The sequence below is a fragment of the Neptunomonas japonica JAMM 1380 genome, assembly GCF_016592555.1.
Classification (GTDB): domain Bacteria; phylum Pseudomonadota; class Gammaproteobacteria; order Pseudomonadales; family Balneatricaceae; genus Neptunomonas; species Neptunomonas japonica_A.
Window position 1 is genome coordinate 1,429,614 of record NZ_AP014546.1, and the last position, 24,535, is coordinate 1,454,148.

Annotated in this window: 24 protein-coding genes; 7 read left to right on the forward strand and 17 right to left on the reverse strand. The window is 43.0% G+C overall.

The window, feature by feature from the left end; translation table 11 throughout:
* Positions 1-45 precede the first annotated feature (45 nt).
* From ccoG to ccoN, 5 genes are all read right to left on the reverse strand, one after another.
* Positions 46-1,464 carry a cytochrome c oxidase accessory protein CcoG gene (ccoG, locus tag NEJAP_RS06455; protein WP_201349836.1) on the reverse strand — a complete coding sequence of 473 codons (1,419 nt, stop codon included), beginning with the start codon at positions 1,462-1,464 and terminating at the stop codon, positions 46-48.
* A 140-nt stretch (positions 1,465-1,604) separates the two neighbouring features.
* Entirely contained in the window at positions 1,605-2,498 is an 894-nt protein-coding gene (gene ccoP, locus NEJAP_RS06460) for a cytochrome-c oxidase, cbb3-type subunit III (RefSeq protein WP_201349837.1), read from the reverse strand.
* Positions 2,495-2,680, reverse strand: a complete 186-nt coding sequence (locus NEJAP_RS06465; protein WP_419197845.1) for a cbb3-type cytochrome oxidase subunit 3 — start codon at positions 2,678-2,680, stop codon at positions 2,495-2,497. Before NEJAP_RS06465 ends, ccoP begins: the two co-directional genes overlap by 4 nt.
* 6 nt (positions 2,681-2,686) lie before the next feature.
* Positions 2,687-3,307: a cytochrome-c oxidase, cbb3-type subunit II gene (gene ccoO, locus NEJAP_RS06470; RefSeq protein WP_236591090.1), complete on the reverse strand. Its 621-nt coding sequence runs from the start codon at positions 3,305-3,307 to the stop codon at positions 2,687-2,689.
* A gap of 17 nt (positions 3,308-3,324) precedes the next feature.
* Positions 3,325-4,755 carry a cytochrome-c oxidase, cbb3-type subunit I gene (ccoN, locus tag NEJAP_RS06475; RefSeq protein ID WP_201349838.1) on the reverse strand — a complete coding sequence of 477 codons (1,431 nt, stop codon included), beginning with the start codon at positions 4,753-4,755 and terminating at the stop codon, positions 3,325-3,327.
* A 368-nt stretch (positions 4,756-5,123) separates the two neighbouring features.
* Between ccoN and NEJAP_RS06480 the strand changes: the two genes are divergently transcribed.
* Positions 5,124-5,741: an alpha/beta family hydrolase gene (locus NEJAP_RS06480; protein WP_236591091.1), complete on the forward strand. Its 618-nt coding sequence runs from the start codon at positions 5,124-5,126 to the stop codon at positions 5,739-5,741.
* Positions 5,742-5,749: 8 nt separating this feature from the next.
* On the opposite strand, the gene NEJAP_RS06485 is transcribed toward NEJAP_RS06480, so the two are convergent.
* Positions 5,750-6,031: an antibiotic biosynthesis monooxygenase family protein gene (locus NEJAP_RS06485; RefSeq protein ID WP_201349839.1), complete on the reverse strand. Its 282-nt coding sequence runs from the start codon at positions 6,029-6,031 to the stop codon at positions 5,750-5,752.
* A 143-nt stretch (positions 6,032-6,174) separates the two neighbouring features.
* Between NEJAP_RS06485 and tusA the strand changes: the two genes are divergently transcribed.
* The 3 genes from tusA (at position 6,175) to trxC (ending at position 7,492) form a co-directional block, all read left to right on the forward strand.
* Complete coding sequence (gene tusA, locus NEJAP_RS06490) at positions 6,175-6,420, forward strand: sulfurtransferase TusA (RefSeq protein WP_201349840.1); 246 nt, start codon at positions 6,175-6,177, stop codon at positions 6,418-6,420.
* Positions 6,383-6,994 (forward strand): ProQ/FINO family protein, encoded by a 612-nt coding sequence (locus NEJAP_RS06495; RefSeq protein ID WP_201349841.1) that lies wholly within the window; start codon positions 6,383-6,385, stop codon positions 6,992-6,994. The genes tusA and NEJAP_RS06495 overlap by 38 nt, the downstream gene beginning before the upstream one ends.
* Positions 6,995-7,057: 63 nt before the next feature.
* On the forward strand, positions 7,058-7,492 hold the full coding sequence (trxC, locus tag NEJAP_RS06500) for a thioredoxin TrxC (RefSeq protein WP_201349842.1): 435 nt from the start codon (positions 7,058-7,060) through the stop codon (positions 7,490-7,492).
* 12 nt (positions 7,493-7,504) lie between these two features.
* Here trxC and NEJAP_RS06505 read toward each other — a convergent pair whose 3' ends face one another.
* The 7 genes from NEJAP_RS06505 to NEJAP_RS06535 form a co-directional block, all read right to left on the reverse strand.
* A complete protein-coding gene (locus NEJAP_RS06505) occupies positions 7,505-9,448 on the reverse strand; it encodes an EAL domain-containing protein (protein ID WP_201349843.1) in 1,944 nt (647 codons plus the stop codon).
* Positions 9,449-9,469: 21 nt separating this feature from the next.
* The gene (locus tag NEJAP_RS06510) at positions 9,470-10,186 is read right to left on the reverse strand and encodes a transglutaminase-like cysteine peptidase (RefSeq protein ID WP_329610939.1); all 717 of its coding nucleotides are present in this window, start codon (positions 10,184-10,186) and stop codon (positions 9,470-9,472) included.
* A 73-nt stretch (positions 10,187-10,259) separates the two neighbouring features.
* A complete protein-coding gene (locus tag NEJAP_RS06515; protein ID WP_201349844.1) occupies positions 10,260-11,243 on the reverse strand; it encodes a DUF3080 family protein in 984 nt (327 codons plus the stop codon).
* Between the two features lie 70 nt (positions 11,244-11,313).
* Positions 11,314-12,663, reverse strand: coding sequence for an MATE family efflux transporter (locus tag NEJAP_RS06520; protein ID WP_236591092.1), 1,350 nt, complete (start codon positions 12,661-12,663; stop codon positions 11,314-11,316).
* Positions 12,664-12,788: 125 nt separating this feature from the next.
* Positions 12,789-14,528, reverse strand: coding sequence for a PHA/PHB synthase family protein (locus NEJAP_RS06525; protein WP_201349845.1), 1,740 nt, complete (start codon positions 14,526-14,528; stop codon positions 12,789-12,791).
* Between the two features lie 166 nt (positions 14,529-14,694).
* Positions 14,695-16,197 (reverse strand): methyl-accepting chemotaxis protein, encoded by a 1,503-nt coding sequence (locus NEJAP_RS06530; protein ID WP_201349846.1) that lies wholly within the window; start codon positions 16,195-16,197, stop codon positions 14,695-14,697.
* Positions 16,194-16,733 carry a PAS domain-containing protein gene (locus NEJAP_RS06535; RefSeq protein WP_201349847.1) on the reverse strand — a complete coding sequence of 180 codons (540 nt, stop codon included), beginning with the start codon at positions 16,731-16,733 and terminating at the stop codon, positions 16,194-16,196. The genes NEJAP_RS06530 and NEJAP_RS06535 overlap by 4 nt, the downstream gene beginning before the upstream one ends.
* Before the next feature lie 146 nt (positions 16,734-16,879).
* On the opposite strand from NEJAP_RS06535, the gene NEJAP_RS06540 reads away from it, so the two are divergent.
* Positions 16,880-17,125: a glutaredoxin family protein gene (locus NEJAP_RS06540; RefSeq protein ID WP_201349848.1), complete on the forward strand. Its 246-nt coding sequence runs from the start codon at positions 16,880-16,882 to the stop codon at positions 17,123-17,125.
* A 28-nt stretch (positions 17,126-17,153) separates the two neighbouring features.
* Here the strand turns inward: NEJAP_RS06540 and NEJAP_RS06545 are convergent, their stop codons facing one another.
* From NEJAP_RS06545 to NEJAP_RS06555, 3 genes are all read right to left on the reverse strand, one after another.
* Positions 17,154-17,942, reverse strand: coding sequence for a TatD family hydrolase (locus NEJAP_RS06545; RefSeq protein WP_201349849.1), 789 nt, complete (start codon positions 17,940-17,942; stop codon positions 17,154-17,156).
* Position 17,943: 1 nt separating this feature from the next.
* Entirely contained in the window at positions 17,944-19,917 is a 1,974-nt protein-coding gene (locus NEJAP_RS06550; protein WP_201349850.1) for a transglycosylase SLT domain-containing protein, read from the reverse strand.
* A 228-nt stretch (positions 19,918-20,145) separates the two neighbouring features.
* On the reverse strand, positions 20,146-20,937 hold the full coding sequence (locus NEJAP_RS06555) for a 2OG-Fe dioxygenase family protein (protein ID WP_201349851.1): 792 nt from the start codon (positions 20,935-20,937) through the stop codon (positions 20,146-20,148).
* 200 nt (positions 20,938-21,137) lie between these two features.
* Between NEJAP_RS06555 and NEJAP_RS06560 the strand changes: the two genes are divergently transcribed.
* Positions 21,138-22,118 (forward strand): hypothetical protein, encoded by a 981-nt coding sequence (locus NEJAP_RS06560; protein ID WP_201349852.1) that lies wholly within the window; start codon positions 21,138-21,140, stop codon positions 22,116-22,118.
* A 68-nt stretch (positions 22,119-22,186) separates the two neighbouring features.
* Complete coding sequence (locus NEJAP_RS06565) at positions 22,187-24,064, forward strand: ATP-binding cassette domain-containing protein (protein ID WP_201349853.1); 1,878 nt, start codon at positions 22,187-22,189, stop codon at positions 24,062-24,064.
* Between the two features lie 2 nt (positions 24,065-24,066).
* Here NEJAP_RS06565 and NEJAP_RS06570 read toward each other — a convergent pair whose 3' ends face one another.
* Entirely contained in the window at positions 24,067-24,510 is a 444-nt protein-coding gene (locus tag NEJAP_RS06570; protein ID WP_201349854.1) for a universal stress protein, read from the reverse strand.
* Between the last annotated feature and the right edge of the window lie 25 nt (positions 24,511-24,535).

Sequence of the window (24,535 nt, forward strand, 5' to 3'; positions counted from 1 at the left end):
TTTCAGAAAGCAGCTATTGTAACTTATATTTAATGCGCAGGTCGGTTATCGACGTGGCGCAGGGCCAATGAAGCGATTTTCTTCAGTAATAGATATGCTACTGTCATCCAGTGCTTCGACTGTAATCTGGATATCATAATTAGGGCGTTTGATCTCTTCCTTGTTCAAATGAATACGAATGTTGTAATCAAGTAGCTCGCCCGCTTTGATAGTGACTACAGGCTCTGAAATTAGTTGCATACCTTCAACACCAGAAACGCTAATTCGATAGTCATGATCTTGCTGCTCTTTATTAGCCAGTTTAAGCTTATAAACGTTTTCAATCAGGCCATTAGATGTTTCATTATAGAGTTGCCCGCGGTCGCGTAAAATGTCGACTTCAAGAGGCACACGGCTGAAGACGGTGTAACCAAAGGCGATACACATAGCTATAAGTACTAGCAAATACCCTATCAGGCGAGGCCGTAAGAGGTGAGTTTTATTACCCTCTAATTGGTGCTCCGTTGTATAGCGTACTAAGCCTTTTTCATATCCCATACGGTCCATGATGTCATCACAAGCATCAACACACGCACCACAAGCAACGCATTCATATTGTAAGCCATCTCGTATATCAATGCCTACTGGGCAAACATTGACACAGAATCCGCAATCAATGCAGTCGCCCATGCCTTCAGCTTTGTAATCGGTATTCTTTTTGCGTTTTCCGCGGCTCTCTCCACGTTTTTCATCATAGGAGATAACAAGAGTATCTTGGTCAAACATTACGCTCTGAAAGCGTGCATAAGGACACATATAAATGCATACCTGCTCACGAAGCCAGCCTGCATTGGCGTAAGTTGCTACCGCAATAAAACCAATCCACCACATCTCCCATGGGCCAAGAGAGAAAGAAGCTAAATCACTAACAAGTTGGCGAATAGGGGAGAAGTAGCCGACAAATGCTACGGCTGAGGTTATGGCAATAAATAGCCATAACGCGTGTTTAATTGCTCTTTTACGGAATTTGGAAGCGCTCCACGGTGCTTTGTCGAGTTTCATTCGTTGGTTACGATCGCCTTCAGCGATACGCTCAGCCCAAATGAATAGCCAAGTCCAGACAAACTGAGGGCACGCGTAGCCGCACCAAAGGCGTCCGGCAAATACAGTCACAAAGAAAAGTGTGAATGCGAGAATAATTAGCAGCCAAGACAGCAGCATGAAATCCTGGGGCCAAAATGTCATCCCAAATACATGAAACTGGCGACTGGGTAGATCAAAGAGAATGGCTTGTCTTCCGTTCCATTCAATTAGCGGGAATGCATAAAACATGAGTAGCATTATTGAGCCGGAAATAACGCGAAAGTTTTTGAAGATCCCTTTGTAGAACTTTACATGAATATGTTCACGGTTTGCGTAGAGCTCGTAGGTCTCTTTTTTGCCGCTGTCTTTTGGCGTGACATCTTTTACAGGTATCTGGTTCATGTCTGTGCTCGCAAGCTTAATTGTTAGGTATTAGCCTACTGGGCCAACTTATCTATTAGAGAAGTTGCATATTATAATGTTGTCTACAAAAAAAGGCGATATGAATTTCTTCACATCGCCTTTTTATTGATAGTTGTCAATTACTTGTTAGACAAGCTATACACGTAAGCTGCAATTAGCTGAACTTTGTCTTGGCTAAGCAGGTCCTTATGAGCAGGCATTACACCATTACGTCCAGAACGGATGGTGTGAGCAATATCCTCAAAAGAGCCGCCATATAGCCATGTATTATCAGTAAGGTTTGGAGCACCAAGTGCTAGCATTCCTTTGCCGTCAACACCATGACAAGCTGTGCAAAGTGCTTGGAATTGAGTCTTACCGCGTGCAGTAGCATCAGCGTCAGATTCTTGGCCGCTTAGCGTGCGCACATAACTAGCAACGTCGCGAACACCTTCTTCACCCAGTACTGCGCCCCATGCAGGCATCGCACCTTGGCGGCCATTAAGAATAGTCTGAGTTAGTGTGGCAGGAGATCCACCATACAACCAGTCATTATCTGTCAGGTTAGGGAAGCCGTGAGCGCCTGTTGCTGCTGTACCGTGGCAAACAGAACAGTTGTTAGCGAACATGCGCTGGCCCATTTTCAGGCCTGCTTCGTTCTCTGGCTTTTGTAGGTCTTCTACAGACAAGGTGGCGTATTTAGCAAAGACTGGCTTATATACTTCATCAGCATGTGCCATCTCTTCTTCCCACTGATTAGTGGACGTCCAGCCTAGTAAGCCTTTGAAGTTACCTAGGCCAGGATATAGCGCTAAGTAAACTAAACCAAAAATGACAGTGCCCATAAACATCTGGAACCACCATTTTGGTAAAGGATTGTCTAGTTCTGCAATACCGTCAAATTCATGACCGACAGTTTCTTCAGTTTCTTCTTTATAGGTTTCACCCTTACGTGTCTGTAAGAGTAACCAAGTACAGCCAAAAATTACTGCTAGGGTAATTATTGTTACCCATGCGCTCCAGAAAGCACTCATTTTTCTACTCTCCTGTTCGGGGTCGATTCATCCGAATTACCCGACGCTTCATCAGCGAAGGGTAGTTGAGATGCATCATCAAATCGTTTTTTATTGCCGGGCAGTAAAACCCAGATAAAAAGTCCGATAAAGGTGATGAGCATAATCACCGGTATGAATGGGCCGTAAACATCGTAACTCACTAGTGATTACCGTTTGTTGTTATAGACAGAATGGGTTTTTCCCAGTACTTGCAGATATTCAACCAGTGCTTCGATTTCATATATGCCTGCTACATCATCCTGAGCACTAGCGATCTGCTCGTCAGTGTAAGGAACACCCAATTTACGCATAACAGTCAATTTGGTAGCAGTATCTTTACCCGTTAACTTGTCTTCGAACAACCAAGGATAAGATGGCATTTTAGACTCAGGTACAACATCGCGAGGGTTGTACAGGTGAGCGCGGTGCCAGTCGTCTGAGTAGCGGCCACCGACACGAGCTAGATCAGGTCCTGTACGCTTAGAGCCCCATAGGAACGGATGTTCCCATACTTGCTCATTAGCGGTAGAGAATTGACCGTAACGCTCAGTTTCAGCACGGAATGGGCGGATCATCTGTGAGTGACAAACATGGCATCCTTCACGGATATAAATGTCACGGCCTTCTAGCTCAACAGCACTGTAAGGGCGTAGGCCCTCGATAGGCTTAGTTGTTGATGCTTGGAAGAATAAAGGTACGATTTCAGCTAGACCACCACCACTGATAACAATGATGATTAACAAAACCATTAGGCCGATATTCTTTTCTACTGTTTCATGCTTAATCATTATTCTGCTCCTCAGCCTTATGCAACCTGCGCAGTAGCATCAGCTACTGGAGCTTTGCTGTTCTTGCGAACAGTTTGCCAAGTGTTATAAGCCATTAGAAGCATACCTGATAGCCAGAATATACCGCCCAACCAGCGAACGAAGTAACCTGGGTGAGATGCCTCAAGTGCTTCAACGAAGCTGTATGTTAGCGTGCCATCTTCATTAACTGCGCGCCACATCAAGCCTTGTAGGATACCGTTTACCCACATCGCACAGATGTAAAGTACAGTACCAACCGTAGCTAGCCAGAAATGAGTATTGATTAAAGCAACGCTCCACATTTGTGTTTTACCAAACAGTCTTGGAATCATGTGGTATGTTGCACCGACAGAGATCATTGCAACCCAGCCCAAAGCGCCTGCGTGTACGTGTCCTACTGTCCAGTCTGTGTAATGAGACAGTGCGTTTACAGTTTTAATAGCCATCATAGGGCCTTCGAAGGTAGACATACCGTAGAAGGAAAGAGATACGACCAAGAAACGAAGTATTGGATCTGTACGCAGCTTATGCCATGCGCCAGATAGTGTCATCATACCGTTGATCATACCACCCCAAGACGGCGCTAATAGAATCAATGACATAACCATTGCTACAGACTGAGTCCAATCTGGCAATGCAGTATAGTGAAGGTGATGACCACCAGCCCACATGTAGGTAGCAATCAGTGCCCAAAAATGCACGATTGATAGGCGATAAGAGTAAATAGGGCGCTCTGATTGCTTAGGCACGAAGTAGTACATCATTCCTAAGAAACCTGCTGTTAGGAAGAACCCAACTGCGTTATGGCCATACCACCACTGTACCATGGCATCAACAGCGCCAGGGTATAGCGAGTAAGATTTCCACATAGAAACAGGCATAGCCATGCTGTTAACAATGTGTAGAACCGCTACAGTGATAATGAAAGCCATGTAGAACCAGTTACCTACATAAATATGTGAGGTTTTACGGTTCTTGACAGTGCCAAGGAATACGATTGCATAGGAAACCCACACAACAGCAAGCAATATGTCAATTGGCCATTCTAGCTCGGCGTATTCTTTAGAAGACGTTAAGCCCAGAGGTAGGGTTATCGCTGCTAAAAGAATAACTGACTGCCATCCCCAGAACGTGAAAGCCGCAAGGCCGTCTGAAAATAGGCGTGTCTGGCAGGTACGTTGAACTACATAATAAGATGTAGCAAACAACGCTGATCCACCAAATGCAAATATAACTGCATTGGTGTGTAACGGACGTAGACGTCCGTAGGATAACCATGATGTGTCAAAGTTTAGTGCCGGCCATACAAGTTGTGCGGCAATTAAGACGCCAACTGTCATTCCGACGATACCCCATATCACCGTCATAATGGCGAACTGGCGCACAACCTTGTAATTATAAGTTGGGTGTTCAGTTACAGTGCTCATGTCAGGCTCTCATCCAAAAGCTTGGTTTGATAGTACAGTTCCACAGGCAATTATCTTGGAATAGCCTTGCGTTTTCAACGAGGTTCAGGCGTTGAGTGTGGCGCATTGTCGCACAAAATGGCTGGTAAATATATTGTATATGTAGATTAGTTTTTTCTATTAAATGCTTCTATCTTATTGATTTACTTTAGAATAAATATTTAACTGGCAGCTGTTCTACAATTGTCTACTGTGTACTTTAGCGGCAATTTGAGTTTTCTTCTGCTACTTTAGGCGTGGTTTTGTCGTTTCTTAATTCTCATTTGCTTGATCTAAATCAAGCCCTACAATAGCGTGAGACAGCGTTTTATTCTTTGAGGTGACTTTATTTGGATCTTTTAATTGATGGGGAGCCTATTTTAGGTCGTGTAATCTTGGCTCATGGTGCTGGTGCAGGCATGCAAAGCGAATTTCTTGAAGAGGTCGCTAAGTATTTGGCGGGTAACGGCGTACAGGTTGTTAGGTTTGAATTTCCATATATGCAACAAAGGCGTCTTGATGGCAAGAGAAGGCCGCCAAATAGAGCTGATAAGCTATTAGAAGCTTATAAATCTGTAGTTAAGGTGTTTGCTGACTCAGTGCCCTTGTTTTTGGCAGGCAAGTCTATGGGAGGACGAATTGCTTCAATGGTATTAGAAGATACGCCTGCACTTGCTTGTTTTGTTTTTGGTTACCCTTTTCACCCCGTAGGTAAGTTACTCACTACGCGTACTGAGCATATGGGTGATTTAACAAAACCGTTATGTGTGTTTCAGGGCGAGAGGGATCCTATGGGAACAAAAGAGGAAGTGCTGGGGTACTCGTTGCCACCTGCTGTGTCGCTTTACTGGTTAGCAGATGGCAATCATGACTTAAAACCTCGAAAAGTTTCAGGTTTTACACAGCAAGAGCATATGCGTTACGCCATGGATGTGATGCTTGATAAGATTAGACGGTCTAGTCATTAGGTTGATTGTTAGTGTTCAAGAATGGTGAACTTTTCTTCTCGGTCGAGCATCGGTCTAATTTGTTCCATCATCTCTTTACGCTCGCTTGAGCCTAGCCAATGTTGCCAGTCATGGATCGTTCTATAATTGGCAATAACAATTCGATGGTTAGGGTCATTAAAGTCTTTTAGTGCTTCGCCAGAGATGAAGCCATGTGCTTGCATTGCTTTTTGTAAGGTGGCTCTTGCTGTCTTTTCGTAATGCTCACCTAATTCATCAGCGATATGACGCTCAATTATTACTTTAATCATAGTGTTGTTCCCTCTTAATTCATCGCTATTGTTTAAGCATAAACCCTCGTTAGGAAATCACAAACCCATACTTTGGCAAGTACCAGCTTTCACTGCTGTGTTTTATTTGAGACAATAGGTCTGTTTATAGATCGAGATGTGAAATGGTTGGTATCAAAGAAGATCATTTATTGGATGCTACGGGCTTATATTGTCCCGATCCAGTAATGATGCTGCATAACAAGGTGCGTGAAATTGAGGTAGGTGAGATGTTGTTGGTTTTAGCAACAGACCCATCTACTCAGCGTGACATACCCAAGTTCTGTACATTTCTTGGGCATGAGCTGGTTGAACAGGTCAATGAATGCGAAAATGAAACATTCAGCTATTATATTCGTAAAGGCAGCTGATATAGTGTTTAACGATATTGAAGCCGCAGTAACGCAAACATTGCGGGTAGTTGATGAGTGCGAACGGTTAATAGGCAATTTAGAGCTTAAAAACAGCTGTTCGAATATCAAAGTGATCGAGAGAAATGTTGTGAACGACGTAGTGATACCAAAAAGTAAAAGTAAAGCGAAAAATAGAGCTGCAAATCAGGCTGCACTTCAGCTTTTAATGGAAACATACCCTCAGGTTTTTAATCGTGACAACGTACGGCCTCTGAAGATTGGTATTCAAGATGACTTGATCGCTGATGATAAAGTTGCAAAAAACAAAATTAAAAGAGCATTGGCATCTTATGTTCGTTCTCCACAGTATTTTCGATCTTTGCAAGAAGGTGCTGATCGGGTTAACTTGCAAGGTGAAGGTCAGGGGCAGGTAACTGCTGAAGAAGCAGAGCATGCCAAAGGTAAGCTAAAAGAGTTTCATCAGCACCGCCGTGAACAACAGCGTGAAAAAGAAAAACAGCAGCGTGAGACTGAGAAAGCTGACCGCTTGCATAATAAACTGGATCAGTTGGTCGCGTTGAATAAACGATAAGCCACACCTTGTAATCCTTCCAAAGCACCTTATATAGTTATTAGCTCATATATAAGGTGTTTTATGTCTCAGATTAAATTGATTTCGTGTCCCTCTTGCCAAACACCCAATCGTGTTCCTACAGAAAAACTTACAGCTAAGCCGGTCTGTGGTCGTTGCCGTGTCTTACTTTTTCAAGGTGTCCCAGTTGAATTGACAATGGCTCAGTTTGATAAGCTTGTTAAGTCTAGTGATATACCCGTTGTGGTCGACTTTTGGGCATCCTGGTGTGGACCGTGTAAAATGATGGCACCCGTTTTTGAGCAGGCGGCAAAACAGTTTGAGCCGCGCTTTCGGTTTGTTAAAGTTAACACTGAAGTAGAGCAGGCGCTTGCCGCGCGCTACTCTATTCGTAGTATTCCAACGTTGCTTGTGTTGAATCGGGGGGTAGAGGTGGCTCGCCAGGCTGGAGCAATGGATTTAACAAACCTCTCTCGTTGGTTAAGTGGTTATGAGTAGCGCTGTAGCGCTTTAAACTAAAGCTTCTGGTCTGCCATGCAGAAAGCCTTGCGAGCCATCAATATTAAGTTGATTCAGTTGCTCTGTTTGGCTTTCCCGTTCAATACGTTCCGCATATGCCTGAATGCCTAAGCTGTGAGCGGCTGTAATTAGACTGCTTATAAAGAAGCGGTCCTCAGCACTGTTATCAATTTCACGACTCAGAGATCCATCTATTTTAATGTAGTCAGGCTGGACTGCGTATAGGTAGCTAAAGCCGCTGGGGTGAATGCCGAAATTATCAACACCAAAGCCAACACCGCTTTGTTTTAAGAGGTCTCGAAATTCAACAATATGAGCTATGTCGTTGAGTACAGCTGTTTCATTAATTTCAATGTTGAGTCGATTTTTTAGGTTTCGTTTACTTAATTGTTCTCTTATCCATGAAGAAAAGTTTTCTGAGTGAATGGTTTGTTGGCTGAAGTTGACGGTCAGTGGTGGGCATTTTGGGTTGTGTTGAATATAGTCAATGGCACGTTCTAATACTGCCTTATCCAGTGCTTCAATTAACCCTAATTCTTTTACAACCTGAATAAATTCAATGGCTGAGCAAGGCATGTTCTCTCTATTGAGAATGCGTGCGAGTAGTTCGCGTTGTAGAACATTGTCACCCTTACTTGAAATGACTACCTGAAATTGAAGAAAGACCTGTTTGGTGTTGATGGCATTGGCTACATGGGTCTGCCATGAACTTGAGGCGGCTTGTGTACCAGAAAATTGCTCAGGGTATTTGATGCTTATGTTCTCTGTTACTGCTTGTTTTATCAATATACGCGCTTCTGATAAGAGCTGTGCCGCCGATGTGTTTTCGTTACTTTGTGTTACTGATATGTGCACAGGTATGTGGTTTGGTGAAGCATCATGAAAATTAGCTCTTATATTGATTGATTCATTAAGCTGATTAATAGTGCGCTTAATGGTTTCTTCATCAGTAATAGGGAGAAGGGCAATGAAGTCTGCTCCAGAAAGTCGACCTATAATATGTTGCTGATATTGCGTCGTTAGGTCAGAGAGCTGTGCTCCTATATAGCGTATAAAATTGTTAGCGTTTTCCTCACCAATTTTTTCGTTGAGCGCGTGTAAATTAGGGATATGCAGGTAAAGAAAAGTTCCGGGGCCAAAGTCTTTACGATAATCAAGCCAATCACTTAATTGTGCTTGGGTTGATCGTTGGTTTGCAAGACCTGTCAAATTATCTTGGTAGGCCGTTTTGCGTAAATCTTCTATGTTGCGTGTTTGCTCGTCAAAAGTGCGTTGTACGCGACGTACCATTCTGTTCATTGCTTCTACGACAACCTTTAGCTCCTGAGTTTTGGGAATGTGTTTTTGTTCAACATACTTTCGCTCAGATAAGGCCGCTGCTTGCTCTGCAACACCTTTAAGAGGGTGCAGAATGAATCTAAGGAGGTAGCTGAGAGAGAAGACCGCAATGAGGGATAATGATATAAACCAAAGCAGCGTTTTTTCGGCACCTTTCCACAGTTGTTCGTATGCATAGCCTGCGCGGCCCTGCACTTTTACCTTGCCTACTTTGCGCCATTGGTGGCTAATTTCGCGTTCCATTGACGGTGGCGTAAACTGTACGAGGCGCAAAAACCATCCAGGCACGCTTTCAGGAATAGGTGATGGTGCGTCTGAAACAAAAAGGGCGTTTCCTTGCTCATCGAGCACTTCAATCTTTTGATAGAAGCCGCTGTCAAAAATAGCATTGATAGTGGTCTCTATTGTTGCTGTGTCTTTCTTTGCTATATACGGGGCAAGATATAAGCCTAAGTGTGTAGCGGTATCTTGACCGTGGGACTCAAGCTGGTGAGATAACATCCCTTTTGAGCTGTCGGACATGATGTACAGAGTGCCAGACACCAAGCCAATCAGTACGGCGAAAACCGCAGCAATTAGTTGATTGAGTAATGACATATGGCGCTCCTTGGTTCTAAATTAATTAACATTAACACGGTTATTCTCTAGTCTTGATTTTAACTGTACCCATGGGCCCAAGCGGTCTGATGTACCTACTAGGGTTGTTCTTCGGCCTTTTTTAGATAGCCATAAATTGTCACCATTAAAGCTATATACATGTAAAAGGTCAGTCCTTTGTGAGGCCGGTTTTATTTCTGGGATTAAATTATCGAGTACGACGGGTATAGCGCTAGGGCTTTCGTAGTAAGTAAGCACCATATGCGCTTGGTTTAATTCTAATGCTTTAACGTAGGATATGCTGAGCTTGGTGATATCCACGCCCACTTCTTTGAGGGTGTAATATTTTGCAATAGAGAAGTCTTCACAATCGCCGCCATTACTGATGAGAAACTCAACGGGTGTTGCCCAGTAGTCCTTTTTCCCCCAATGTTTTATATCGTCTAAAAACCGTACTTGGTTAAAAAAATCATTTACTTGCCTTAGCTTTTCTTTTTCCGGCATATCGACTATTTCTGCAATTAAATTCTGCCATGCTTGTAGTCGTAGTTCTGCTTTAGCACCGTATTTATCCCCGAGTTTATGAATATAGGCATTGCTGAGTCGGATACTTATTTCGCTTAAAGCAAACATGGAGGTAGTTAAGCAGACTAAGGTAATGAATGCATAAACAAAACTGTTTGCTTTTGATGATTTGGACCGTCTTTTTTCAGCGATGTAAAAGCGGTTATTAAGCACGGTTAACCTTATGGTGCAGGAGTAATGCATGCAGCATGGTAGAAGAATGTGATTTTTTCAAGGTGAACGCTATTTAGTTAGAACGAGATGGCATTAATTGGCATTGTTTGAGGATGGTTTGCCAAGCATGAGTGTGTTTATCTCGTGCAGCAATATAGCGGTTCCATATACTGCTACTTGAGTCTTTCAAAAATACCTGAGCAACATAAGACTCAATATTGTTGGGGATAGGTAGCTTCTTTAATGTTATCTCATGAAGGGTAAACCATTGCTCACCAATGCGGTGTGTCTTGCTCATATAAGGCTGAATCTGGCGTGCATAATATTCGGTAAATATGTTCTTCAAAATATCCGCTTGTGGGTTTTGCATGCCTGGGAAACAGAGTGGTCTGCGTAATAATCGAGTGTTAATTATTTCGGCTACGTCATTGAGTGTTGCTTCTAGTAACAAGAGCGATTTTAGCAAAGGTGTGCCAAGTGGGGCGTGATAAATGGCAGCGAAACTTTCTTCTATCCTATCTAGAGAGAGTTTATCTGCAGAGGAGTCTTTATTTAATATATTTGTTACTGAATAGAGCTTATTTAAAGCCCTTAAGGCTTCGCTGTGACTAGACTTTTGTAAAGGAAGAGGTGGAAGGTTGAGTGCAAGTGATGCCTCGATTTCTTGTCCTGTGTAAAGCGCATTCCAGATTACTTTGGGTAGGTTTTGAGTTTTTATGGTATATACGGCTTTTATGCGGGCCTTTAATTCGTGGTCTAGTATTGGATCTTTCTCAAGAAGGGGTAAGCACTTTGTAAGTTTACGATAAAACTCTATTTCGTAGATCAATCGTTGGGAGGGTTGTGCAACTATTCCCAGTGAGCTGTTTCTTGATGCAATTAATGGCAACAAACCACAGTAACTAAAATCAAGCACATCGAGCATGCCTTCCCTAATATCTGTGGTGGTTTGATGGCGAAGTTTTTGTGGAGGTAGTGCCGGTAATTGACTTGCAGCAGTGGGAGCCTTTATTTCTTCATTAAGTACATTCGCTACGCGTTTGGTATAAGTCTGCATGAGCTGCCTCTCAGGAGTCTCGTTACCGCAAGCACTTAGTAGCAGTAAACATATGCAGTAAAAGCATGCGCTATATATGCGCATGTTGAGCAACTCTCTTTAGCCTGACGATCAACAGTGCAGCTGACACTGATAACCCTATTACCAATCCGTACCAAAACCCCGCTGCTCCCATTGCCGGCAGAAGTAAATCAGTTAAACCAAGTATATAACCCAGTGGTAAGCCTATTACCCAGTATGCTATGAATACTATTAGCAGCGGAATGCTCGTATCTTTGTAGCCGCGAAGGGCGCCTGCCGCTGTAACCTGCAGTGCATCAGATATTTCAAAGAGTGCGGCTATTAAGAGCAAGCTTGCAGCAAGCTCAATTAAGTAGGGCTCTGATGTAAATATCTGAGCAATTTTAGTGGCAAGGAGCCAGATAGTGATGCTGGTAAATGCGGCAATACTTGTCGTTACTAGTATGGCGGTTTTTGCACTAAACCAGGCATTTTTAGGCTCGTTAGCGCCCGATAGCTGGCCTATTCGAATGGTGCAAGCCATGGCTATGCTTAGGGGGATCATGAATATTAAACCAGAAAATGTCATTGTTATTTGATGGGCAGAAACAACGAGTGTGCCTAGTGGCGCGAGTAATAGTGCGATAACAGAAAACATGCTGGTTTCGATTAGAATAGCAAAACCCATAGGAATACCTAATTTCAGGTAATTAAGCAATTCGTGAGTATCTAGCCAGCGAGGGTTTGTTTCATTTGGTAGTTGCAGTTGAGGGTTTCGCTTAATAGCAGCTAAGCCACAGGCTAGCATTACCCACATTACTAATGCGCTGGCCCAGCCGCATCCCGCAGCGCCTAACTCTGGAAAGCTTAATTTACCAAAAACAAACAAGTAGTTAAGAGGAATGTTGAGAAATAGTGCAAGAAATGCAATCCGCATTGCAGGGCGTGTTTTTCCTAGGCCCTCAAAGTAGCTCCTCAGTAATTGATAAATCAGCAGCGCAGGGAACCCCCAAGAAATTGCTTGAAGATATTCTTGAGTTTTTGCAGCTAAAGATGTTTCAACTCCCATGAAATCAAGTATCCATGTTGTGGAGTTAAGTATAAATACGCTAATTATGCCTAGGGTAATTGCTACCCATATGCCTTGTCTGAATATACTGAGAACACCATGTGTTGTGTTTGAGCCTGAGGCAAAAGCAACTAATGGTGTTGTTGCCATGAGAATGCCAGTAGCTGCGAGGTAAATTGGTAACCAAATACTTGAACCGAGTGCGACAGCTGCTAAGTCGAGAGTGTTGTATTGTCCCGCGATCAATGTATCAACAAAGCCCATAGAGGCTTGGGCGATTTGTGTCAGCATAATGGGAAAGCCAAGAGCAAGAAGGGCTTTAACTTCCATCCAAGTACGGTGAAGTGTCACAGGTTAGTTCTCTTAAGATATAGGATCAGGCTACTAGTTTTAAATGTTGCTGATGACGGTTAGAAAGCAAAAAGCCTCTGCAGGGCAGAGGCTTTTAATGGTACAGACTATTCTACAAAAAAACCTTACTCGATACGCACTGCTACGAAACGCCCTGGAGCGGCTTCAATCACTTTGTTGTCTGCGTTTCCATAATCTGCAGGGGCAGTAACTTTCTTGCCACCACGTTTTTTATGCCATTCAGACCAGTTTGGCCACCAAGAGCCTTCAACACGTTCAGCTGTTTCTAGCCAATGATCAGAGCCCTTGCCTTGTTCACCTTTGACCCAATAGTTGCGGCGGTTTTTGGAAGCAGGGTTAATAACCCCGGCAACATGGCCGCTTCCGCCTAGCACGAACTCGACATTGTTGAAGTTCTCTGCTCCTGTGAAAGTACCTTTCCATGGCGCAATATGGTCGTCAATAGTCGATAGGAAGTAGCATGGGGTTTTAATGCGACCCAAATCAATTGGAGATCCACACATTGTTAGTGCGTCTTTCTCAACTAATTTGTTTTCTAGATACATGTTGTTGATGTAGTAAGTGTACATCTCTGCTGGCAGGTTAGTAGAGTCGCCATTCCAATAAAGGATATCAAATGGAGGCGGAGTCTGTCCTTTCAGGTAGTTGTTCACTACATATGACCAGATCAGATCGTTAGAGCGCAGCATGTTGAACGATGTTGCTAACTCTTTGCCAGATAAATAACCTTGATTATTGACCTTGTCCTCTAGCTTTTTAACTTGCTGTTCATCTAAGAACACGCAAAGGTCACCAGGGTCACGGAAGTCAGTCAATGTAGTCAAGAAAGTTGCTGATGCCACGCTAGTGTCTTTACGGTGTGCTAATACGGCTAATGCTGATGCAAGTAAAGTTCCGCCGATGCACCAAGCCACAGCATTAACTTTAGGCGCTGCGGTTATTTCTTTAACCTTATCAATTGCAGTGATAACACCTTTACCAACATAGTCATCCCAACTGATATCGCCTTGCTCAATACTTGGGTTAATCCAAGAGACTAAGAAAACAGTTTGTCCTTCATCAACACAGTATTTAACGTAAGAATTGTGTGCCTGAAGATCGAGAATATAAAACTTATTGATGCATGGAGGTACAATCAGAGTTGGCTTTTCAAATACTTGCTCAGTCGATGGTTTGTATTGAATAAGCTGGAACATGTCATTCTCAAAAACAACAGCACCTTCAGTCGTTGCGATGTTTTCGCCCAGTACAAAGGCGCTTTCATCGGTCATTGAAATACGACCTTTCTCAATATCGCCTAACAAATTCTGCAGACCGTCTACTAAGCTTTTGCCTTTTGTGTCCAACGCCTGCTGTAATACTTCAGGGTTAGTAATGGCAAAGTTGGTAGGAGACATCGCATCAATATACTGTTGAGTGTAAAACTCAAGCTTACGTTGTTCGCTTTCTGATAGGTTTGCATTGGATGCCATGTTCTGCAGCATGCCCGAACCTAGTAGGTAAGACTGTTTGATATGACTGAAAATAGGGTTTGTTGACCACTCGTCTGCATTGAAGCGACGATCACCCGGTGCTGGTGCAGCCGCTGGTGTTCCAGTCTGGCCAGATAGCATGTTTTTCCACATGTTCATCTGAGCCTGTTGGTAATCAGTGATTGCCTTTATCCAAACAGTTGGGTCTTCAAGAGAGCGTGTTGCTAGCTCGGACCAAGACTGTGTGAACTGGCTAAATACGTCATCCCCACCCGCACTGCTGTAGCTTGCGAGGAGCTTTTGAGTTTCCTGGTTGACGTAGTTGATGAACTCTTGAGGATTCGTAAGCTTGTCGTTACTATTTTTTTCCATGAAACTACCTTTTTGGCTGAAAGTCTGCGTGTTGCCCAGCTATTACCTAGGTGTTGATTCGACGTTATTCAGATTTACAGTTAACTATTTAAACTTTGATCAATTCATAACTGTCGTTCAGCATATCCTTGCCGCTACAAGGCTTGCAAGTAATGATAATAGAACTTTAGCCTTGCCTGTGGTTATGATGTTCATCAATCATACTGTCAATATATTGCAGAATCTTGTCACTCTCATTTTCTGCGCGTGCCATAGCGTTAATAATTTCTTGTCTGATGCGTGAATCACCAGCCCAATTGGAATCTCGAAGAGCAACAGCATTTTGTATTGCTAAGTGAACGGCGGCATGTGGTGCCTCTAGTTTGGAGTAGGCTGTGGTGTTACTGAAGAACTCGGCTCCAGCTCCTTCGTAATACCATTTACCTAAGCGGCAGTTGTGATGAGTAACCGATGTTGCGTCAATCTCATTTTGGCGGTCCATTGAGTGGTCTAAAGCAATGTAACCATTTTGTTTAAATATCACATGATCTGCTTTCACTAGGGAGCCAAATGCTTGGCTTTTCGTATGTGTTATAGCACGTAAGGTCTCATTAGCACTGCTTGCAAATGTATCAAACTGAGTTTTAAAGCCTGACACTATAATGCTGGCTTCTGCTGCCATTTTATTGGAGCTTTCTGCTTGATCAATCATTTCATGAACATGCATGCTGAAATCGGTAATGGTGGATGTAACTTCAACGGCTGCGTCTTTGGTGCGCCGTGAAAGGGCTTTTACTTCGTCAGCAACAACAGCAAAGCCGCGGCCTTGCTCTCCGGCCCTGGCGGCTTCAATCGCAGCGTTAAGTGCTAGTAGGTTAGTTTGATCTGCAATGCCGGTAATCATTGATAGGGAATCAGTGATTTTAGCACTGTCTTCGCCAAGCTTACTCACAACGGAAGCGATAGAGCTGATGGTCGAGGATATATTATCAAGCGCTGTTACCATTTTGCTTACAGCTTGCTGGCTGTGTTGGGCGGCGGTACCATTTTCTTGGACGATAGCCTCTACTTTTTTCATCTCCTCGCTGATCTGTAGTAGATCATTTTGTGTTTGACGCAGGTTAGTAATTAAGTGCCTACCATTTAGAGAATGTAGCTCTGAATGTAATGCATTAGCCGCCACTGTTTCAGTACCTTTTTTCATCTCAAGGAGGGCGAAATTTATATTGTTGAGGGACTGCTTCAGTAGACCGGGTAGGCCTTTATGTAATGCAGGCCTATCATATTCGCCTCGTGAGACATGGGTGAAGCAAGAGTCCACTTCCTTAAAGTAGGATTCTACTTTGTCGAGAAAGTCATTAACTTCCCAGGCTACTTTTCCGACTTCACCTAGTTTTTTTGTACGTGTTATGCGTGCGTGGAACTCACCATTGTTTGCTTGCTCCAGTGTTTGATGGATTTGTTGCAAAGCACTAAAAACATAACCGGTATTTACGAGTAAACGGTAAGCGATGTAGCTAGTAAGGAGAGGAGGAATAAGCCAAATGGCGTTTAATTCATAAGCATAAGTAATATAGAAGGAGCTACAAAGTGATATGGCAATAAAGCTAAAGCAATATGCTTTAACGCGGGCATCTAAGAACGGCGCACCAGAGCTGACACCAGATTGTTGTGGGCTGCGAATACTCATGCCTGCTCCTCTGTATCGTTCAGACTCAGCATTAAATGTGGATAGGTGGTATTAAGTGATGCGAGTTTTTCGTTAAGGTAGGCCAGTGAATTTGCTGCTGCATCCTTGGTGTTACTCTTTTTTTCTATTTCTAACATTTTTTGATATATAGGAATCATAGTGTTGATAGCATGTCGTAAGGGTTTTCTTCTAACGGAGTAGTAACCGCGCAATTGTCCCTTTGCATCATAATCTGGAGTAATGTTCGCAAATACCCAGTAATAGCTACCGTCTTTACATAAATTTTTCACATAACCAAAAAATTCTTCCTCTTTTTGCAAAGTATCCCATAACAGTTTAAATGTACCTCTTGGCATATCGGGATGACGAATGATGTTATGTTGTTTTCCTAGCAAAGCTGACTCAGGGTATCCTGCAGTACTCATAAATGTACGGTTAACGTATGTGACTAAACCTTTCGGGTCAGTTTTACTGACGATAAATTCATTGTCACTAAGTGAAACTTCATGGTCGATAGGTGTGATTTTTGGCTTCATAGACTGCGTCACTATAAAGAGATGGTTAGAGGTTGTTTGAATGTAACGATTCAGGCTTAATTATTCTGAGTGTCATTTATGTTTAATGGTAGCAGAGATGCCATAATCTGCATGGGAAATAACACAGACATTGGTATAAATAATTTATGCAAAATTTTGTTTTTCTGACGACTCAAGGTTGTCATTTATGTGAGGTGGCGGAGGGATTGCTGGTGGTAGGTCTTGATCCAGAGCGTCATCAGGTAGATGTTATCGATATAGCTTATGATGATGCGTTGCTGGAGAGTTATGGGGAGCGTATTCCTGTCCTTAAAAATGAAGGTACACAAGCCGAGCTCAGTTGGCCCTTTGATGCTGAGCAGCTAGAGCGCTTTGTCGTTTTAAAGGTGTAGGTTTTCTAGAAAACGGTAACTTTAAACGCTATATAGAAAAAAGGCGGCGAGTATTTGTCGTGGTTTGCGCAGCTAGTTGCTCTATAGATGTATGCCTTAAAGCGGCTACGCTTGATGCTATATGTTGCAGAAAGGCTGGCTCGTTTCGGCCTTTTTTGGCTTTGAAAGGCAAATCTCGAGGAAGTAGGTAGGGGGCATCGGTTTCAAGGAGTAGCCGATCATTAGGGATTTCTTTTACGAGTGATTTAAGTTCAAGTCCTCTACGCTCGTCACAAACCCACCCCGTAATACCAATATAACAGCCTAAATCTAAATAACTAAACAGGGCGTCTTTATTGCCAGTAAAGCAATGTAAAACTGCGCCTTCTAAATGTGATGCGAAAGGTTTGAGTATGTTGATTTGTGTCGATGTTGCTTCTCTATCATGAAGAAAGAGAGGGAGCTTAGCTGTTTTGGCTAACTCAATTTGATTATTTAGTGCCAGTACTTGCTCGTCAGGTGTTGAAAAATTGCGATTAAAATCGAGGCCTGTTTCACCGATAGCCACAACACAGGGGTGTTGGCTCAGAGCAAACAGTTCGTCAAGTACTTGGTCATTAAGTGAAGATGCATCATGTGGATGAACACCCACAGTAGCATACAAGTATTCGGGGTATTGTTGGCATAATGCCACTGCCTGCTCAGATGATGATAAAGATGTCCCTGTTAGCAGCATAGCTCTGATATGCGCGGCTTTGGCACGTTGAACAACGTCTTCAATATCATTACGAAAACGCTTGTCAGTCAGATTGACACCAATATCTATTAATTCAAACATGTCACAGTGTTGGTTTGCTATTTTTCATATTGATACTCAGAGCCAAGGAGTTAGGTTTAACTGAGCTGAGTAAACTTGCATTTCTGGCAGCCATTACGTCATAAATAACACTAAATGCTAAAACGTTTTGCACATAGTTACGCGTCTCATCAAATGGAATTGTTTCAATCCAAACGTCTAAGGGGACGTTACTACGTGCCTTTAACCATTTTTTAACACGATGCGGGCCAGCATTATAAGCTGCTGTAGCATAAACACGGTTTCCATTAAATGTACCGAGTACTTGTGCTAAATATGCGGTGCCTAATGAAATGTTAGTTCGTGGCGTGAACAGCTGGTTTACGCCGCTATACTTGATATCAAATTTCTTTGCTGTCATTTTTGCTGTAGCGGGCATTAGCTGCATGAGGCCACGTGCCCCTACGCGTGAGCGAGCATACTGATGCCATGCACTTTCTTGTCGAGCAACCGCTACTGCCCATGTCTGGTAGATTCCTCTCTCGTTAGCTAGCTCTTCAAATAGGGATTTGTGAGGGTTTGCAAAACGAATATCGAGGTCATCCCATGCTTTAATGCGAGCAGCCCCACGAATTGCCTGATCATACCAGCCCCAATCATATGCTACGTGAGCCATTGCGAGCTGGTCGTTGGTCGAGAGCTGTTTGCTCAAGCGATTCCACTCAACACGTGCAGCGTATTGATAATCTAATGCTAATAACTCTTTTATGCGTTTAAATGCTGCAAGCTCACTTAGTTTGTTTTTATGTGCAGTGGTAATACCAGAAGGTCGATGGTTCAAGTAAAAAGGGCTGTTGGTAGTTTCTGAAGCAAGGAAGCCGTAAAAGCTTCTTTCTTTAATTACTTCGCCGTAGTTAACCTGGTATTTTTTAGGATTAAGTCTATGTGTTGCTGTCTCTTTCCAGTAAACCCAGCGGCCTTCGTTTTTTAGATTGGTAGGAAGCTTATCTATTAGTGTCAGTGTGTCTTCCCAATCTTGCTTGGCAAGTTCTAAGCGTATGCGCCATTCCGTTAGCTTTTCATATGAATAGTTGGGGTCAAGTTTGGCTAACATTTGCACGGCATTGCTGCGAAACCCTTTGGCGTATCGCATGCCAAAATAACTATTGGTTTTATCAGTAACCTCTTGGCTAAGCGTTAGTCGCTCGCGATCACGAAGCCATAAATTAGCGGCTTTATTAATATCTTTGCGTGCGATTTGGCGGATAGCATAGGCTGCAATTATACCGTGCTGTGGTGTTTTTGCTTTGAGGAGTGTTGCATTTTCAATGAGGCTAGGTTTGTCTTTAACTGCCCAAAAAAGCTCGCTCTCTTTTTTATGAACGGGCTTACTAATAAATCGCGCTAAATATTTGGCTAATGCGAAATTCTTTTTTTGTATGGCTAGCCAAAAACGTTGATAAGCTAGCGAGGAAGTTAGTTTTCCCTGTGCCGTCCACTGCGCAAATAGTGGATCGCAGGCTGAGTGTTGAGAGTAGCCAACTAACCAAAGTCGTTGAGCGCTCACGAATGCTTGTTTTTTATGGCCAAGCTGTAATTGAGCGTTACCTAGTTGGCATTGGAATCGACGACTTTTAATTGGAAACGCTGCATAGGCTTTAGTGAACGCATTCCATTTTTTTTGTCGTAAAAAGTTGTTTAATCTGGCACTTTGCACATCATCAGCGAACGGGGTTGCTTTGTGTTCGTTGATGAAGTCGCTGACGAATGTATCATTAAGCTTGGCAATATCTCGCTTGATCTGTCTGGTGTGTAAGTAAGGAACTAAAGGGTAGTTTTTCAGTTGTGCCGTCAGCTTATCGGCTAAAGGCATATCCTTCTTCTCAAAGGCGGCTTTTGCTTGGGTGTATAGTTGACGTTCTGAGGTGTCTGCATGTACAAAATGAGCGGGTAAAATGGAGCCCAACGAGGCGCTAACGATTGTTACCGCAGATAACAAATTTTTAATTTTTAACATAGTGCTATCAGCCTACGGTTGAGTCATATGTGACTTAAGTGTAAAACAGCTTTTAGGAAAAGGGTAATGTATTGAGAGGTTTTTATCTTAAAGGTTCATTGAGATAAAGGTAGGGCAGTTAGAAGTTATGAATTATATCTGGCAGGTTTATTTTTGTTATATTGGTTTGAAACACAACTGAAATTTTTCGATTGTGTTTCAAACAGTAAAAGTGATGTTAGATTTAATTTAGTGGTTGTTTAATATTGCTTGTGGATAATACTCTTTAAGAATTTTATTTTGGAATTTATCATTAAATCGGCTGTTGATAATAATAATGAACCTTTCAAATGGTGTGTCATTGTTTATAGGGTGTATTTGTGAAACATTATGAAATACTTCGTTATCTCTTACATGAAGAATTTCCCCAGGCTCTAGAGTGACTTCAGCTATTGTGTGTTCTCCTGCTTTGTCTTTATATAAAGCATTATTTCCCCCTACAACGTTGTTGCGATTTAACACTAAAATACTGAGAAATTGACTACCGTCCTGATGAATGCCTTGGCCTTGCAATGGGTCCAGTGCTTGTTGACCTCTGATGCCATTTATTTGCATTAAAATAGGCTCTTGCGGACCTATGTTCCAAAGGCTTGCCCAGTTTTTGACAAACTCTTGAACGTCTTTGCGTTGCAAAAATTCTTGTTGTAATGGTGGGTAATAGCGTAATTTATCTGCCATTGTTGCTGCATCGTTGTACTGTCCCCCTTGTGCCATCGGGCATTCGTGTAACACGTGTAACTTGTTACTATCATCCAAAAAAAGCCAAGACATTCGCTTCCAGCGTGTATCAACATAAGGGTCTTTAGGTAAATCACTGAGGTAGCTTTGCCATTGAGCAAGATCAATATGTTCTTCAATATTGGTTTTACTCCAAGAACCTTGCGAAAGGTCGTGTGTAACACTAGGCTCCCAATAAGGAATTCCCCCCTGAATAGGAAATTCAAAAGGTAGGCGTAAATAAGAAGTGTTAGAGCTTTTCATTGTTGACTCCATTCATATTTAATGAGTTCGATAAGCTGGGTGGCTTATCTACAGATAACAATGAAAGTGTTACAGGGATTGAGTCAATACTATGGTTATTTTTATACGGCTTTTGCTTGAGGCAGCATGAAAAGTAATGAATATAATTGATCAGATACCATCTCGCTGTCATATAGGACTAGCAAATTAAGGGTAATTAAATGAAGTTGTTTATTTGCGAACTTGGCCGGGACATTTATCAAGTTTCGTTTACGCTATTTAAATTGATGATTCCGGTCATTATCGTCGTGAAGATTTTTCAAGAATTCGGTGCTGTTGAATATCTGGGGCTGGTTCTTGGCCCGATAATGTACAGCGTGGGTTTGCCCGAGTCTATGGGATTCGTTTGGGCAACGACAATGCTGACCAACATCTATGGCGGTATGCTGGTGTTTTTTTATACTCAGCAAGGGGAGGTGCTCACGGTAGCGCAAGTGACAATATTGTCTATTCTGATGTTGCTCTCGCATGCATTACCTATTGAAGCGCGAATTGCACAACAAGCGGGTGTTCGTTTACGGGTAACGTTATTACTAAGGGTGGGAGGAGGTTTGCTGCTAGGTTTTATTATGCACCACTTTTATAGCTTCTTTAGTTTATTACAGGAGCCTGTTAACTTAATGTGGCAGCCCGAGGTTCCTGAACCAGGCTTGCAGGCGTGGGTTGTTAGCCAAGTGGAAGGTCTAATTATGATCCAAGTTGTTATTGTGATCTTGCTGACTGCACTAAAGGTTTTGAAAATACTTGGTATAGAAAGCTTAATGGCACTGTTTCTTCGTCCCATTTTACGCTTAGTTGGCATTGGCCGAGAAGCAACAACTATCACCATAGTCGGCGTAACGTTGGGGTTATCGTTTGGTGGTGGGTTGTTAATAAAAGAGGCTCGTGCAGGACATGTAGCTAAACGAGATATATTTGCTTCAATGAGTCTCCTTGCTCTGTGCCATAGCATTATTGAAGATACGTTATTAGTGACGGTGTTGGGCGCTGATCTTTCTGGGGTTTTATGGGCTCGGTTGCTGTTTGCGTTTGTGTTTATCGGTGTGCTTACTCGGGTGTTGAGTAAGTGTCCTGACTCGTTTTGGCGAGCCCATCTTGTTAATAAGCATGTTGAACCATTAGAGCCTGCCGTACGGACCTAAAGAATCCGCTATATTGCTAACACTAAATTCGGTAAAATGCGGGCTCATTTTTTCGTATAGAGAACATCATGCCCCTGATTCGCCTTGATAAAGCCTCCGTTGCGTTTGGCTCACGCCCTTTACTTGCTGATGTAGGTCTTAATATAGAGCCTGGGGAGCGTATTGGTCTGGTCGGACTTAATGGGGCTGGTAAGTCGACCTTATTAAAAGTGATTACTGGACAGGTTCATCTCGATAATGGCGAATTATGGATTGATCCTTCTTGTCGTATCGCTGAGCTAGCGCAGGCCCTACCTGCCGCGGATGAGCGGAGAGTATGGGATGTTGTTGCTTCAGGTCTACAAGAAATAGTTGATATGCGAGCAGAATATGATGAGCTTTCATCTAATTCGGATGCTAAGTCTCTGGCAAAACTTGATCATTTATTGCATGAGATGGAAGCGGTAGATGGTTGGGGGTTAGAGCAGCGTGTTGAGCGTGTACTGACTCGTTTAAAGCTCAATGGCGAAGCGCTGATGTCTTCATTATCCGGTGGTTGGCGCCGCCGTGCAGCACTGGGTACTGCTTTGGTTCAAGAGCCCGATTTGTTATTACTGGATGAGCCTACCAATCATCTGGATATTGACACCATAGAGTGGCTCGAAAAACAGCTGCTAGAGTTTCGTGGCGGTGTGTTATTTATCTCGCATGACCGTGCATTGGTTGATCATCTGGCAACACGTATTATTGAATTAGATCGCGGGATTTTGACCTCATTTATCGGTAACTATTCGTCTTACACTGAGCAAAAGCAGATTTTGTTAGAGCAAGAGGAACGGCATAACGCTCTTTTTGATAAAAAATTAGCACAAGAAGAAGTCTGGATTCGTCAAGGGATTAAGGCTCGTCGTACTCGTAATGAAGGTCGTGTGCGGGCACTTGAGTCATTGCGCCGTGAACGCTCAGATAGACTTAGCCGCCAGGGTAAAGCAAGCTTTAATCTTGAGGCAGCACAGCGTTCAGGGAAACTGGTAGCTGAGCTTGAAAATGTGACTGTTGGTTTTCAAGGGGCTCCCGTTATCGATGGTTTTTCGGCCACGATTCAGCGCGGCGACAGAATTGGTTTGATTGGTCCCAATGGTGCAGGTAAAAGTACGCTGCTTAAGTTAATTTTGGGGCAGCTTAAGCCCGATAGCGGTAGTGTTTCTCATGGTACCAAGCTTGAAGTCGCATACTTTGACCAGCTGCGTGGGCAGTTAGATCCTGAAAAGTCAGTTATTGATAATATTTCTGAAGGGCGTGAAGCGATTGAGATAAATGGTCAACGCCGCCATATTATTAGTTATCTTCAAGATTTTTTGTTTGCTCCTGAACGAGCGCGAACACCATTAAAAGCACTGTCCGGTGGTGAGTGTAACCGTGTGCTGTTGGCGCGTTTGTTTAGTCAGCCGGCTAACTTGTTGGTATTGGATGAGCCGACAAATGATTTAGATGTAGAAACACTAGAGCTTCTAGAAGAAATTCTAATGGACTTTAAAGGCACGGTATTGTTAGTAAGTCATGACAGAGCATTTTTGGATAATGTTGTGACAAGTTCGTTTGTCTTCGAGAATGGTGGTGTATCCAGCTACATTGGTGGGTACCAAGATTGGTTAAGGCAGCGCCCAAGCATTGTTAAAGAGAAGTCGCCTGCTAAAACTGAATTGAGTCAAGCAGGAGCGGTACCCACAGCATCCGTTAAAAAGGCATCAAAGCTTAGTTATAAGCTACAGCGTGAGCTTGAGCAGTTGCCTGCACTATTAGAGTCGGCTGAAGCTGAGCTTGACGTGCTAATGACTGAAACAAGTGCGGCAGGCTTTTATGAAAGCGATCACTCTATCGTTACTGAAAAGCTTGCGCTACTGCAAGAGCAGGAGCGCAAGATTGAATTGCTGATGGAGCGCTGGGTCGAGCTAGAAGCAATGTAGTGTTATGTTTCTGGCTCATAAACGCGAACAGCTAATACATCGCAAGGTGCGCCGTGTAAGACGCTGTTTGCAGTTGAGCCTAGTAGCAACGCTAAACCGTGACGGCCATGGCTGCCCACAATAATTAAATCACACTCTTTATCTTCGGCCATGCGGTGGATTTCTGATTCAGTATGGCCGGTGATGACCTGTTGAGATTCAACAGGGTAATTAAGTTTTTCAGCAAAAGCTGAGAGTTTAATTCGAGCATGTTCGTCGAGTTGGTCCTGAACAGTGGTAAGGTCCATGGGAACATCACCTCCGTAAGCGAAGCTGAGGGGTTCGATAACATGGAGTACTGTTAATTCTGCGTGATTATTTTGTGCAATAGTACGTGTTTTCTCAATGAGCTGGTCGGATTCTTCAGACAGATCTACAGCTAAGAGAATTTTAGAATAAACGGCCATTGGGTTAATCCTCTTTATTGAATTT

Bases quoted from the DNA above. Each gene is read 5' to 3' on its own strand.
- ccoN (WP_201349838.1), bottom strand. From the start codon at position 4,755: ATGAGCACTGTAACTGAACACCCAACTTATAATTACAAGGTTGTGCGC.
- NEJAP_RS06530 (WP_201349846.1), bottom strand. From the start codon at position 16,197: ATGAGTATTCGCAGCCCACAACAATCTGGTGTCAGCTCTGGTGCGCCG.
- NEJAP_RS06515 (WP_201349844.1), bottom strand. From the start codon at position 11,243: ATGCAGACTTATACCAAACGCGTAGCGAATGTACTTAATGAAGAAATA.
- NEJAP_RS06525 (WP_201349845.1), bottom strand. From the start codon at position 14,528: ATGGAAAAAAATAGTAACGACAAGCTTACGAATCCTCAAGAGTTCATC.
- NEJAP_RS06540 (WP_201349848.1), top strand. From the start codon at position 16,880: ATGCAAAATTTTGTTTTTCTGACGACTCAAGGTTGTCATTTATGTGAG.
- ccoP (WP_201349837.1), bottom strand. From the start codon at position 2,498: ATGAGTGCTTTCTGGAGCGCATGGGTAACAATAATTACCCTAGCAGTA.
- NEJAP_RS06565 (WP_201349853.1), top strand. From the start codon at position 22,187: ATGCCCCTGATTCGCCTTGATAAAGCCTCCGTTGCGTTTGGCTCACGC.
- tusA (WP_201349840.1), top strand. From the start codon at position 6,175: ATGGTTGGTATCAAAGAAGATCATTTATTGGATGCTACGGGCTTATAT.
- NEJAP_RS06495 (WP_201349841.1), top strand. From the start codon at position 6,383: ATGAAACATTCAGCTATTATATTCGTAAAGGCAGCTGATATAGTGTTT.
- ccoG (WP_201349836.1), bottom strand. From the start codon at position 1,464: ATGAACCAGATACCTGTAAAAGATGTCACGCCAAAAGACAGCGGCAAA.
- NEJAP_RS06550 (WP_201349850.1), bottom strand. From the start codon at position 19,917: ATGTTAAAAATTAAAAATTTGTTATCTGCGGTAACAATCGTTAGCGCC.
- NEJAP_RS06545 (WP_201349849.1), bottom strand. From the start codon at position 17,942: ATGTTTGAATTAATAGATATTGGTGTCAATCTGACTGACAAGCGTTTT.
- NEJAP_RS06560 (WP_201349852.1), top strand. From the start codon at position 21,138: ATGAAGTTGTTTATTTGCGAACTTGGCCGGGACATTTATCAAGTTTCG.
- NEJAP_RS06535 (WP_201349847.1), bottom strand. From the start codon at position 16,733: ATGAAGCCAAAAATCACACCTATCGACCATGAAGTTTCACTTAGTGAC.
- NEJAP_RS06555 (WP_201349851.1), bottom strand. From the start codon at position 20,937: ATGAAAAGCTCTAACACTTCTTATTTACGCCTACCTTTTGAATTTCCT.
- NEJAP_RS06570 (WP_201349854.1), bottom strand. From the start codon at position 24,510: ATGGCCGTTTATTCTAAAATTCTCTTAGCTGTAGATCTGTCTGAAGAA.
- NEJAP_RS06505 (WP_201349843.1), bottom strand. From the start codon at position 9,448: ATGTCATTACTCAATCAACTAATTGCTGCGGTTTTCGCCGTACTGATT.
- trxC (WP_201349842.1), top strand. From the start codon at position 7,058: ATGTCTCAGATTAAATTGATTTCGTGTCCCTCTTGCCAAACACCCAAT.
- NEJAP_RS06485 (WP_201349839.1), bottom strand. From the start codon at position 6,031: ATGATTAAAGTAATAATTGAGCGTCATATCGCTGATGAATTAGGTGAG.
- ccoO (WP_236591090.1), bottom strand. From the start codon at position 3,307: ATGATTAAGCATGAAACAGTAGAAAAGAATATCGGCCTAATGGTTTTG.